The sequence below is a fragment of the Allocoleopsis sp. genome, from assembly GCF_036703385.1.
Taxonomy (GTDB): Bacteria; Cyanobacteriota; Cyanobacteriia; order Cyanobacteriales; family Coleofasciculaceae; genus Allocoleopsis.
In genome coordinates this window covers 22,379-36,068 of record NZ_DATNPA010000708.1, presented here as the reverse complement: position 1 = coordinate 36,068, position 13,690 = coordinate 22,379, and the positions used below count along the sequence as shown (strand labels likewise).

Sequence of the window (13,690 nt, the reverse complement as noted above, 5' to 3'; positions counted from 1 at the left end):
TTACCAATAAACGCCTGCGTCAGCTGCTCAATTCGCTGCTGCGTCTCTGGGTCAAATACCGAAACCGCCTCACCAATCCGATTTGAGTGAAACTGCTCTCTGCGCGTCAGCAGTGTGGATAAGATGGCAATCCCAATCGACCCCCCTAAGTTCCGCAGCATGTTAAACAAACCAGAGGCAGAACCCGCCTGTGCAGGTTCAATCCCACCTGTGGTAATCGAAGTCAGCGGTACAATCATCAGGGGTTGTCCTGCTGCACGAACCAGTTGAGACCAGCGTAATTGCTCGATACCCGTCTCATGAGTCATCTGGGAGTTCATAAAACAACTCACGGCAAATAGACTAAATCCGATCGCGGCTATGTAACGAGCATCGAAGCGTTGCATCAGTTTCGGCACAAAGGGAATTAAAAACAGTTGCGGCAGTCCCGACCACATAATTACTTCGCCAATTTGCATAGCGGTGTAGCCCTGAATTCTGGAGAGATAGAGCGGCAAAATATAGATCGAGCCGAATAGTCCCAGTCCCAAGGAAAGAGCCGCAATACTACCGATGCCGAAGTTGCGACGCAATAACAAGCGCAAATTGATAAACGGTCGCCTCCGGGTCAACTCAATCCACAAGAAGAGGGATAGGAAGACGGCAGCAACGATCGCTAACTGGGAAATCTCCTGGGAAGCAAACCAGTCTTTGCGGTTCCCCTCTTCTAAAACTACCTCCAAGGAACCTAAACCAATTGCCATCGAGATAATCCCCCACCAATCGCCTCCCTTCAACAAATTCAGTTGCATCGGTTTGGCGGGAATCGCATACACGATCGCACTCATCATCAGGATGCCAGGAATCACGTTCAAATAGAAGTTGTACTGCCAACCCAAGTTATCCGTCAGCCATCCTCCCAAGGTTGGGCCAATTGAGGGTGCAAAGGTGGCGGTAATCGCAAACAGCGCCATCCCTATCGGCTGTTTAGCGGGGGGTAACATGGTCAACACAATGGTCAAGGCCATCGGAATCAGCACCCCTCCCGTGAATCCTTGCAAGGCGCGGAACCCAATCATCATCGGCAGATTCACCGACCACGCACAGCAAATGGAGAAGAAAATAAACAGGGTGGTATTAAATAATAGATATCGGCGTACCGAAAATACCTGGGACAACCAGCCGGTCAGGGGAATAACTACCACCTCCGCCACTAAATAAGCTGTAGAAATCCAAGACCCCTCCTCCAGCGAGGCACCCAACGCGGCCTGAATTTCTTGCAGTGACGAGTTGGTAATCTGAATATCCAAAACCGCCATGAAGGCACCCAGCATTGCCCCCATCAGGCCAATCCAGGTTTTTGGGGAAACTTGCGCTGAGGGGGGCGTTTGCTCTGGCTTTTTGATTGCACCTGTATCAGTCATGTGAAACCTGCTTTCTTCGATGATGGTTAGCTTGGATAGCGAAGCATCCTGCAAGGGTTATCCTTCTTTTCTACCTCTACATTCGTCCTGAGATAATCTCGCACCCAATTACAACCAGAAGCGAGTACCTGATCGAGGCCTACAACCTGCTCCAAATTCCAAAGAATCACGGTCTTGTCCGCACCTGCCGAAGCGATTACCTTACCATTAGGGCTAAACGCGACTCGATAAACGCGATCGCGATGTCCTTCCAGCGTCGTCAGTAAAGTACCGTCCTCATGCCATAGTTTGACCGTTTTGTCCCAACTTGCTGAAGCGAGGAGTTTTCCGTCGGGACTGAAGGCGATACTGTAAACGCGATCGCGATGTCCTCTGAGTGTTTTTAGTAAGCGACCGTCACGCTTCCACAATTTGATTGTCTTGTCCCAACTGGCTGAAGCGATCGTTTGACCATCGGGACTAAACGCAATGTCGTAAACCTGATCGTGGTGCCCTACCAACGTTGTCAGTAAAGTCCCATCCCGATTCCAGAGTTTGACCGTCTTGTCCCAACTTCCCGAAGCAAGGGTCTGACCGTCAGGACTAAATGCAAGGCTCCAAACCCCGTCGGTGTGCCCCTTGAGGGTTCTGAGTAAGGTACCATCTTTATTCCAGAGTTTGATTGTCTTGTCCTCACTCGCAGAGGCAATGAGCTGACCATCTGGACTGAACGCGACGCCCCAAACCGAGTTGCTATGCCCCTTCAGGGTTTGTAGGGGCACTGCCTCTTGGTATGAACTCCGGGTACTTGCCATACCACCCAGTTTCCAGAGTTTGACCGTCTTGTCTCGACTGGCAGAGGCGATGAGTTGACTGTCGGGGCTGAATGCAACAGCCCAAACGACATCTTTATGGCCTGTGAGGGTTTGTAGGGGTACTGTTCCTGTGCCTGTCTTAGCTTCCAGTTGCCAAAGTTTAACCATACTGTCCCAACCCGCCGAAGCGATGAGCTGACTATCGGGACTCCAACTGATTCCCCAAACGGACTCACCGTGATAAATCAGAGTGGTCAACGCCGGAGTTTTCGGCAGGTTGCCGTTCAGCTGCCAGAGTTTAACGGTGCTGTCCAAACTGGATGAAGCAAGGGTTTGACCATTGGGACTGAATGCAACAGCCCACACCCCATCGGTATGTCCCTTGAGGGTGGTCAACTCCAGTGCTTTGCCAAGAATGCCGTCGCGCCTCCAGAGTTTGACTGTATTGTCCCAACTGGCAGAGGCAAGGGTCTGACCATCGGGACTAAAGGCCACTCCGTAAACTCCATCACTATGACCTTTGAGGGTTTGTAGGGGCTGTGCCTCCTCTGATGATTTCCAGGTGCCTGCCCTGCTGTCATTCGATTTTGGATTTTGGATTTTGAATTTTGGATTAGCTGTGCTCCCTAAAGCTGTGGGCGCTTGCTTCCATCTTAGAACTGGGTCAATGTTCCAGAGTTTGACGGTGCCGTCCAAACTGGATGAAGCCAGGGTCTTACCATCAGGGCTGAACGCGATGCCGTTCACACTGTCGCTATGACCTGTGAGGGTTGTCACTAACGTGCCATCAAGTTTCCAGAGTTTAACTGTCTTGTCCCAACTGCCAGAGGCGATCAGCTGACCATCTGGGCTAAATGCTACTTTCCAAATGCGATCGCTATGTCCTTTGATGGTTGTAACCAAGGTGCCGTCAAGTTTCCAGAGTTTGATTGTCTTATCCCAACTCGCAGAGGCGATCAGCTGACCATCGGGACTGAACGCCACTCCGCTCACGTCCTTACTATGCCCGTTCAACGTCCGTAGGGGCTTTACTTGGTAACTGTCCGTGCCATTGTGTTTCCAGAGTTTGACCGTCTTATCTGCACTCGCTGAGGCGATCAGCTGACCATCGGGGCTAAAGGCCAATTCCCGAACTTTATCGGTATGTCCTTCCAGCGTTGTCACCAATGTGCCATCAGGTTTCCAGAGCTTGAGCGTTTTGTCCTCACTGGCAGAAGCAATGAGCTGACCGTCGGGGCTGAACATTACGGAGTAAACTCCATTACGATGCCCTGACAAGCGGTTATGTTCTCTTATTCCATAGACGGCTCGCCTGAGTAACGTTTCAACCTGAGTCTCGGTATTCGGGTCTACCCTACCTAACTTGTGCAGTCTTTGCTTGGCTCGAATGGCGGCTACTAGTGCGTCCAATCGTTGATTTGAGGCAAACAGGGCTTCCGAAGACGTGGCAATGGCTTTAATCTCACTTTGAGTTGCTTTCTCGGACTCCAAGACAGCCGCCACCCCTAACCCAATTGCGATCGCTAAGGCTATACTCAGTGCGGCAATCAAAACCTTTTGTCGTCTGGCAGCCTTTTTCTCTTGAGCGAGTCTCTTGCCTTCCTCTAGCAATCGGGCTTCAACTTCCTTCGCCCGTGCCGCCTCTAAGGATTTTTGAACTTCGAGTCGATCTAATTCTTCGCTCTTGGCTAAAAATTGATAATCCAAGTCACTTAAACTTTTGCCCTGCGACCAAGTTTGGGCATCTCTCAATGCTTGTCCGCGCAAGAGCCGCGATTCATCCTGTTGTTTTGAGGCGACCCAAGCATCAACGGCTTGGGAATAAGGACGAAGAGACGTTAATTGTTTTTCTATCCATCCTAGGTCGAAAACTTCCCGATAAATCCGGTTTCTTACGCTCAAATACCCCTGCTGCTTGACCACTAACCCTGAGAGAAGGAGTTCGATTTGTTCTCGACTATCATCTGTTTCGATTTCCACGCCCTGTAAGATTTGCTGATAGATACCTAGCAATCTGCCCGCGTGTTGCTCATTTCTCAGGATGCGATCGCGTATTGTCCTCAGATGTTCGGGCTCATCTTGGGATTCCCATTTGTGGATGATGTATTTACGGACTACTGACTCTACCCAAAAAGCTTCAGTTCCACGAGGAAGCGTCAGAAGGTCGCCACTTGTCTCTGACTCGCTGACCCTTGTTTCTACCAACCTGTGTACTAATTGACACAACTTCTGAGTAAGGAATGGTTGTCCACCTGTCCAAGCTAATATTTCTGAAATTACGGCGATGGGGTAACTGACTTTTCCCTCTAACCCTTGAGCTAAGACTCTTGCTTCATCGAGTTGGAACCCTTGTAATTCTATGGCTTTGCCAATATTAAAAGGAGTTCGCTTTCGCTCAACAATTAAATCCGAAGGGGTCGCGACGCCAAAGATAGCAAAGGAAAGGCGATTGTATTCTGGATTAAGCGCCCGCTGATTGTAGCAGAATCTAATTAGGGCAAAAAAATCGTCTACTGAAAAATTGAGACTGAGAATACTATCAATTTCATCAACAAAAATAACCAGTCTATCGTTCTTTAATTTTACGAATAATACATCTTCAATAAAATTACTCAAGCGCTGAAGAACCGAGATAGCGTCTTCCTCACGCCACCAGGATTTTAAGTTGAGTTGTCCTAAAAGATTAAACCCGCGCCATAACTCAGTAACAATACCTTTATACCACTGGTCAGCGGTGATATTTTCACTACCGATACGGGTCATATCGATAGTTGTGCAGCGATATCCCTCTTGAGACAAGCGATGCCTACTTTGCACCAAGACTGAAGACTTGCCCATTTGCCGGGAGTTAAGTACGTAACAAAAGTCTCCGGCTTTTAAGGCTTGATAAAGTTCCTCATCAGCCATTCGTCTGACATAGCTAGGAGCACCAGTGGCGAGGCTCCCACCAACTTGATAGTGGTCATAGGTCATTCGATTTTGGATGCGAGGATTTTGGATTTTGGATTGTCCCCATAACTTTCACTCTGGGGGTTTAGACCTTTTTGGTCATGGAGCATTAAGTTCAAATCCATATTTTAAAATGGAGCTAACTGAAGTGCGATCGCGCCCCTCTCTTTTTGATTGACTAAAAGCCTCTTCCGCTGCACGCACCAAGCTGACTGGAGAGTCTTCAAACTTAGGAATGGTACAAGCAACTCCCAAACTTACCGTCACAACAGAATTGGGCAGACCACCGACGCTGGGGTTCTGTAAAATAGCTAAATTTTTAACATCTTCTCGGATTCTTTCGGCAAGGAAGAAAGCGCTAGAAGCATTTGTGTGGGGCAGAAGCACGGTGAACTTATCATCTTCATACCGAGCGACTAAATGAGCAACATGACTCACCACGTCACAGATAGCCGCGACGATTTCCTGTAAACACTCATTTCCTCCTTCATAACCAAAAGCGTTATTGTAAATTTTGAGATAATCAATATCCAATAAAATCAAAGACAGAGGAGCTTTTTTATGCATTAAGCTTTGCCACTGTTGTTCTAGGTATCTTTTAAAGCACTGTCGATTAGCGACTTGAGTGAGTTCATCTATGTCCTGTAACCGTCGCAACTCTTGGTTCTGTGTCTGCAAGGCCAAAACCTGCTCCTGCAAATTTGCCCCCTCTATGTTTTGTGAAGCAAAATACAAACGATACAACTCGCACGATACAGTACATCGATTCCCCGCCAGCTTCACCAGTCCCAGACTTTCTAACTTGTACGCCATTAGGGGATTTAATTCCACACTGTCCTGAGCCATAATCACCTTTTTAAATGCACTTGCAAGTTCTAGGTTGGTTTGCAACGTATAATAAAGTCCTCGCAAGTGAGTACTATAAATTCCGGTGATGGTAGGTGCTTCTGATAATAACTGCTCTAGACTTGGCTCGGAGGAGTTAACTAGGTGATAAAGAGCGAGTTGCACTAAATAGGGATGTCCCCCCACCATTGCCATGAGCGTCCTCGCTTGAGAACCATCTGTCCACTCTAGTCCATAAAGCCGTGCTAAATCCTGTACTTGCTCCCAACTAAACTCTGGTAACTTAATCGGTAGCCCGACATTAAAGGGAGATTGATTAATATTTAAGGTAATATAAACTTCTGTAGAGTGGACTACAACTAAGCGAAGTTTTTCCAAAATCTCAACTTGTTTCGCTTCTTCGTACCACGATCGCAACAAGGCCAGAAAGTCTTGGGCAATTTTAGGATACTCGAAGATGCGGTTGACTTCATTTAAAGCCAAGACTAGCGGTCTGTCTATTTCTGGGAGCAGATACGCTTGGAAATAAAGGGTACAGCTAACCTTACTCCCAATATCCTCATCCCAATACTCATCGAGCATCGGTTTTAGCCGTAACTGCTGACTGACATTGGCACAAAACCAGCGCAAAAATTTATCGAGGGAATTAAAAACTGACTCGTCTGCTTGCTGGAAATCTAAATAGACAGTGTGGTAGTCTGCTCCCTGAGCCTGATCGAGTAGACGTAGCACTAAGGACGTTTTCCCCATCTGCTTCGGGGCTTTAATCCGGATGACGCTCCCTGGTTTACTGATTTCTTGGTAAGCTAGCTCCTCAATTGGGGGGCGACAGATGTAAGCGTAAGACTTGAGCGGCACTGGACCACAGGGAAATTCTAGGGACATTGCCTAATTCTGCTAGTTTTTTGTGATCTCTATCCTACTTTAGTCAATTTCACTAGAGTAACAACTCTTGTGATTGCCTATAGCCCCAGCTTAGCTGCTCGCTCTGCCTTGAAATCAGAAATGTAACTCTTATTACAAATTAACCTATTTAAACAATAATCAATTCCCAAACATTCATTTATCCCTTATGAAGAAGACTTAGGAATCAAGCCAATCTTATGGTATATGGGACGAATTAAATGTCTCAATTTGGGTAGCTGTTGCGCAAATATTAGGGAACCTAAAATACAGAATAACCCACCCATCATGACTGTATTAGGCGCACCGATGCAACTGGCTAAAGCACCTGAAGCTAAATTACCAAAGGGTAATACGCCTAAGAAAGCCATCGTGTAAAAACTCATCAATCGCCCACGCTTATCCTCTTCTACAATGGTTTGTAAAATTGTATTACTAGAGGCAATTTGCAGAATGGAGGCACAGCCAACAATCAACATCATGAGTAAGGACAACCAGAGGATACGAGACTGAGAAAAAATAATCAGTCCCATCCCTAAGACGGCGGGAGAAAAGGCAATAATTTTTCCTAAACCCACCACACTTTGTCGAGAACTTAGGTAAATTCCTCCCATTAATGCACCTACTCCCACAGCTGCCATGAGAAATCCCAACGTTTCAGCCCCACCCTGAAGAATTTTTGTAGCGAAGATGGGTACCAAAACGGTATAGGGCATACCCATAAAACTGAATAAGGATAGCAGGAGTAAAATCGCTCGAATTGGTGGAAAGCCAAAGGCATAGTTAAATCCTTCTTTTAATCGTTGCCAGACGTTTGCTGTTTGAGGTGCAATTGTTCTCGGCTTGAGTTTCATCGCTAACAAGCCCGCAATGACGGCAATATAGCTGAGTCCATCAATCAGAAAACATACACCAGCTCCCACGCTAGCAATGAGTAAGCCCGCAATAGCTGGCCCAACTAATCTAGCTCCATTGAAAACAGAGGAATTCAACGCGATCGCATTGCCTAAATTCTCTCTTTTATCAATAATTTCTGTGACAAAAGCCTGACGAGCCGGAGAGTCAACGGCATTGATAAAACCTTGAAAAAGACTCAACAGAATAATATGCCAAATATCAACCGTACCCGTCAATGCCAAAAAAGCTAAGGCTAAAGATTGGAGCATGGAGAGGGCTTGAGTGGCAATCAAAATCCGGTGACGATTCCAGCGATCAACCAGAATTCCTCCAAAGGGAGCCAGCACAAAATTTGGGATTTGGCTCGAAAATCCAACAACTCCTAATAACAAAGCCGAGTTGGTTAACCGATAAACCAGCCAAACCGTAGCGAGTTGAGTCATCCAAGTGCCAATCAGCGAAATGGCTTGTCCTGCGAAGAATAAACGATAATTTCTTGACTCAAAAGCCCGCAAAATTGGCTTTAATTTTGATACACCTAAATCCATTTAAAGAGCCTAATTATAACTCCAGTAAGCGTGTCAAGGATTAGTAATTTTAAACTCTACTTCAAGTAAGATTAGCAATTGGTATCCTAGACCAATTCTTGTTGTGAATTACTATTTATGTTCCACACTAACAACGGCTGACATCCCTGGAGTAATTCGCGACTCATAGCCCTGAATACTCTGAGAATCGAAGATGATTTTCACCGGAATCCGTTGCACAATTTTGGTGAAGTTACCCGTAGCATTATCCGGAGGGAGGAGGGCAAATTGAGAACCGGAGGCTGGTGAGACGCTATCAACACGACCTTTAAAAATGTGATGTGGAAAAGCATCGAGTTTAATCTCTACCTCTTGCCCTGGCTTAATCTCTTCCAACTGAGTTTCTTTGAAGTTTGCCGTTACCCAGTAGTCGCTCTCTACAATAGCCATTAAAGGGCTTCCAGGTTGTACCCGCTGCCCTACTTCTATGGTTTTGCGACCGATGCGTCCGCTACTGGGTGCGACGATATTGGTGTAAGAAAGCTGGAGTTGGGCGTCTTTAAGCGAGGCTTCAGCTTGTGCGATCGCAGATTGTGCCGCTGCGTACTGAGCACGGTTCACTTGTGTTTGTTGCCCGCTAGCGGTAGCCTGTTGCAATCCGCCCTGAGAGGCTGTGAGTTTAGCTCTAGCACTGGCAACCCCTTCTTGAGCTTGGGCAAGTTGGGACTGAGCTCTGGCGACGCCTTGTCTGGCTTGAGCGAGTCTTGCCTGAGCTTGCTGTACTCCCTGCTCAGCTGCGTTCTTTTGCGCACGAGCAACTTCATAAGCCGCTTTAGCCGTGTCTAACTGCTGGCGGGCGATAGCGCCTTGCTGATAAAGATTAGCGTAACGGTTGTAATCGGTTTGAGCCTTCTGCAATGTCGCATCGGCTTGAGACACCTGAGCTTGAGCCGCAGGAATCCCCGCTTGAGCCTCAGCAACGGCGGCTTGAGCTGAAGGAATTGCCGTTTTCGCCTCTTCAACAGCGGCTTGAGCGGTGGAAATAGCAGATGTTGCGGCGGTTACATCTCCCTGTGCTTGAACGGTTTTAGCTTGGGTGGTTTCTGCGGCTAGCGGAATCGTCGCCTGTGCAGCATTCGCCTGACGTTTAGCTGCTTCCAGCGCGGCTTGTGCTTGTAGCGCTTTGGTTTCAAAGTCACGGGGGTCAAGTTTGACTAACAACTGTCCCTGTTTGACCAACTGGTTATCATTCACCTCAATCTCGGAAACAGTGCCATTGATTCGGCTACTGACTTGGTGAATATGACCCGCAACGGTGGCGTTGTCGGTTTCTTCGTGAGTGGAGGTGTATTGCCACCAGTTGTAGCCAAAGTTACCCGCCACAATTGCGCCAATTCCTGCGATCGCAAAAATCAAAGGTTTGCGATTTTTCTTCTTCGGCGTGGGTTCAGGCATAAGCGGCTGAACCGATTCGACTTCTGGCTCTTGATGAACCGCAGGTGCTTCTGAGGGAGGAGCGACTGCTACCTGAGTACTCGTTAAAGGCTCAGCTTCTAAAAGCGGTTTTTCTACTACAACTGTCGATGCTCGTCCGTTTAGTGAGCCATTATTGGAGCGTTCCATAGTAGTGATCCCTTTGATTTCCTCGTTTGGATGGTTGTCGGAAAGTTGCAAATTAGCTAAGCAAGCTTTTGTTTAGAGTGCGTAGTATTACGTTTGGTATATTTTCTGAGAAATGAAACTTTAGTATTCAGTTATTTAGGGTACGTAATATTAAGGTAGCAATACTTAGAGCGTTTGGGAATCCCCCGCTTGGGTGAGCTAAGCCTCTAACTTAGGTAAAGCTTTTAGGAAAGATTAGCAATCAGCCGATCAATGAGTTGTGATAGCCGTTCTTGCTCAGCGAGGGAAATGCCTGTCATTGCCTGCTGAAAAATCTCTCTCGCAATGGGCGGCAGTACCTGTTCAAGTGCCTTGCCTGCCTCGGTGAGCCAGATCCGACAGATTCGGCGATCATGCGGGTCACGTTCCCGACGGACTAACCCTCGTTCCTCCATGCGATCGATTACCCCGGTTAAGGTACCTCCCACCTGTTGCAGTCTTTCCCCAAGGGTAGACGTTGCCAAACCGTCCTCCTGCCACAAACAGCACAGGACGACCCAGTGAAAAGAAGTCAAGCCAAACGGCTCCAATCGCTCATGAAATGTGCGACTCAGCAACTGGGAAAACAGCTTAATCCGGTAGCCCAGATTCTGGGGAGCAAGAACCTCTTCCCAAGCCGCCAACGGTCTATGATTCCCAGAAGAAATAGAGAGCATGAAAAACTATTGCTTCGTATGCGTACTATTAGTATAACCTCTTTTTTGCATCTCTGACCAATACCAGCTCTGAGCTATCGAAAAACGGCTCTCCTTCTCTCCCCTTCCCCTCTCCGTGCCCTCTGAGTCTCTGTGGTTCGTTAAACTCCCATTCCGAACTTATCAAAAAGGTAAGCCAATCACCTCACCCGTTCCCTCAATCACCTCACCAATCCTATACGCAGCAACCTCCCGCGCCTCAAACCATCGACGAGCCTCCTCGGCCTGCTCTGGCGGGACAAGTACCACAAACCCAATCCCCATGTTGAACGTATTAAACATACTCTCAGCACTAACCTGACCCGCCTCAGCCAGCCACTGAAAAATCGGTGGAAGTACCCAACTGTTGGGTTCAATTTGAACCGATTGACCAACACCAAGACAGCGAGGTAAGTTTTCTGGTAAACCCCCGCCCGTGATATGAGCCATGCCATGAATATTAATCCCAGCACGACGGGCATCCAAAATCGGTTTGACGTAAATCTGAGTAGGATTTAACAAAACTTTACCTAGGCTGTCACCCCCCAGCTGTTCTGGGCAGACGTGCCACTTCAGGGTGCTATCCTCCACACCTTCAACAGCCGTCTTCTCCAGGAGTGGCGTCATTGCCGGAGACTCGTTAACGATTTTCCGCACCAAACTAAAACCGTTACTGTGGACACCGTGACTTGCTAAACCAATAGCCACATCTCCCACCTGCACTTGAGAACCGTCCAGCAATTCGCTCTTGTCGACAATTCCCACACAAAACCCCGCCAAGTCATATTCTCCGGGTTGGTAGAAACCTGGCATTTCCGCTGTCTCCCCTCCCAACAAAGCGCATCCAGCGAGGCGACACCCTTGTGTAATACCAGCAACCACCTGAGTCAGTTGTTCGGACTTGAGCTTGCCGGTCGCCAAATAGTCCAAGAAAAACAGCGGTTCTGCCCCGGAGGTTAAAACATCATTGACACACATGGCTACCAGGTCAATCCCAACTGTGTCATGACAATTGAGGTCTTGAGCAAGTTTTAGCTTGGTTCCGACGCCATCGGTTCCCGATACCAAAACGGGTTCCCGATACCCCACGGGCAGCTGAAAGTAACCACTAAAGCCGCCAAACCCACCCAATACTTCAGGGCGGTGCGTACTTTGCACCAGGCTACGGATTCGCTCTACAAAAGCTCGACCTGCCTCAACATCGACACCGGCTTCTCGATAATCCATCGAACAACAACAAGGTTTTGGTTTAGAGATGCAGGATGTATTTTACACGTTGATTGTGGCGTTAAAAGTTGGCAGATGGGAAAGTAAAGCGCCTCTCGTCACTATCGGGAGGTTGTCGCTATGCCCACGTCTAGGCTCATGCCGACTTCGCTAGGGAAACTTGAAGTAAACTTCAACCGTCCAACCTACTCGCTTTGTCCACAAAGTCGAGACAATTTATGTAAAGTTTTGATAAAGTTCAAGAATTTTTCCGGAAAGAAATAAAAAGCTAAAACTCTTGTAGGACAAAGGCTCTAAGGAAAATGAGAATTTTAAGATTTGATAAAGTTGCGTATCACTCCCAAAGATCCCTGATCCCCAAACGCAAAACTTCATGTTAGTCTGTTGCAGTTCAAGAAAACAGAGCGAACGCGGAACGAGTACGAGTTAATGGGGAGATTGCCTTTTCACAAGCTTCACAACCAGAAGCACAAGACCTCGAATTCCAAATAGCTTTTGACAACGGACTTATGAATCAACGAATTTTGAGTGGCCTCAGCGCTACTCTCCTGATCACAACCCTGGGAACAGCAACCGCTGGTCAAGCTCAACAAGTGAGTAATCCAGACCAAGCGTCCGAGAGTAGCTTATCGGCGACCCAGGTACGGCAGCGAACAACGACAGCGACCCCTGCCTCAAAGCAACCACGGGTTCAGCAGAAAGAAGTGGTTAAAGTTGGGGAGATGCAGTCTTCGAGACCAGCCGCCGTAGCACCAGCCGAAGCCATTGCAAAAATTCAAGCCTATGAATCCACGGGGCGTCAGGTCGCGATCCTGTATGTCCGTGATATTCCTGTCCTGACGTTCTGGGATTCCCGTCCGGCTAATGCTCAGAGAATCCAAGTAGGAGCAACCCCTGCTCGTGCAACAAAGACCGCTTCTCGCCAGCCTGGTGTCCAAGACAGAGGGTACAGACCAGGCGAACTGGAAGGGAACAAGCAGTACAGTGCAGCGTCCGATGGGTTGGAGATGGACAATAACCCCGTTTGGCGGGCTACAGCCGTTGCCGCTAAGCTGAATCAACTGTATCGATCTCAGGTAGATGCTAAGGCGATCGCTGTGCGTTGGAATGCTCAGGACAAAGCCTTTAACATCGAAGTGAATGGTCAAGAGGTCGTTCAAGTCAACGAGAGAACATTTCTGCCAGATACAACAAGAAACCTCGCTCAAGACGCGCTGCAAGCCACTAATCGCCTCCGCCGCCTGATCGGCAATGCTCCACCGTTGCGGGAAGTTGCTGGGATGCCGAAACAGCGTCGCGCGGCACAAGTTGCCCTCAGATCGTCGGTTCGATCTGAGATTCGGGGCATTGCTTCTTGGTACGGCCCTGGATTTCACGGTAATCGGAGCGCGAGTGGCGAAATCTACAACCAGAATGCGATGACCGCCGCCCACCGCTCTTTACCGTTTGGAACCAAAGTTTTAGTAACTAACCTCAACAACGGGCGATCTACTGTTGTACGGATTAATGACCGTGGGCCGTTTGTAAGAGGTCGAGTTATTGACCTTTCAGCAGCGGCTGCTAGAGTACTGGGAGTCATGCAAACTGGCATTGCGCCCGTACAGGTGCAGGTTTTAGGTGATCAACAAGCCGATCCACAAACGGTAGCGTCTGACAACTACTAATAGGGCATAGGGAAGCCTCTGCTCTAATGTTTGCCACTGCTTTCATTTTTCTAGCAAAGTGCAATAGGTCAGCACGACAGCTTAACCCCTTCCAGTTTTAGGGAGCCACTTCCCGCGAGAAGAATTAAAATTTTGAAGACAAGC

Annotated in this window: 8 protein-coding genes; 1 reads left to right on the top strand and 7 read right to left on the bottom strand. The window is 48.1% G+C overall.

Going from position 1 to position 13,690, the window contains the following annotated elements:
* From V6C93_RS33415 to purM, 7 genes are all read right to left on the bottom strand, one after another.
* A partial coding sequence (locus tag V6C93_RS33415) for a DHA2 family efflux MFS transporter permease subunit (RefSeq protein ID WP_333481001.1) occupies window positions 1-1,403 on the bottom strand: 1,403 nt, incomplete at its 3' end.
* Between the two features lie 26 nt (window positions 1,404-1,429).
* A complete protein-coding gene (locus tag V6C93_RS33410) occupies window positions 1,430-5,170 on the bottom strand; it encodes an AAA-like domain-containing protein (RefSeq protein WP_333481000.1) in 3,741 nt (1,246 codons plus the stop codon).
* A gap of 75 nt (window positions 5,171-5,245) precedes the next feature.
* Entirely contained in the window at window positions 5,246-6,877 is a 1,632-nt protein-coding gene (locus V6C93_RS33405; protein ID WP_333480999.1) for an AAA-like domain-containing protein, read from the bottom strand.
* A gap of 185 nt (window positions 6,878-7,062) precedes the next feature.
* Window positions 7,063-8,340, bottom strand: coding sequence for an MFS transporter (locus V6C93_RS33400; RefSeq protein ID WP_333480998.1), 1,278 nt, complete (start codon window positions 8,338-8,340; stop codon window positions 7,063-7,065).
* Window positions 8,341-8,451: 111 nt separating this feature from the next.
* Entirely contained in the window at window positions 8,452-9,942 is a 1,491-nt protein-coding gene (locus V6C93_RS33395) for an HlyD family secretion protein (protein WP_333480997.1), read from the bottom strand.
* 224 nt (window positions 9,943-10,166) lie between these two features.
* Entirely contained in the window at window positions 10,167-10,637 is a 471-nt protein-coding gene (locus V6C93_RS33390) for a MarR family transcriptional regulator (RefSeq protein ID WP_333480996.1), read from the bottom strand.
* Between the two features lie 162 nt (window positions 10,638-10,799).
* On the bottom strand, window positions 10,800-11,882 hold the full coding sequence (gene purM, locus V6C93_RS33385; protein ID WP_333480995.1) for a phosphoribosylformylglycinamidine cyclo-ligase: 1,083 nt from the start codon (window positions 11,880-11,882) through the stop codon (window positions 10,800-10,802).
* 509 nt (window positions 11,883-12,391) lie between these two features.
* Here purM and V6C93_RS33380 point away from each other — a divergent pair.
* On the top strand, window positions 12,392-13,546 hold the full coding sequence (locus V6C93_RS33380) for a septal ring lytic transglycosylase RlpA family protein (protein ID WP_333480994.1): 1,155 nt from the start codon (window positions 12,392-12,394) through the stop codon (window positions 13,544-13,546).
* Window positions 13,547-13,690 lie beyond the last annotated feature (144 nt).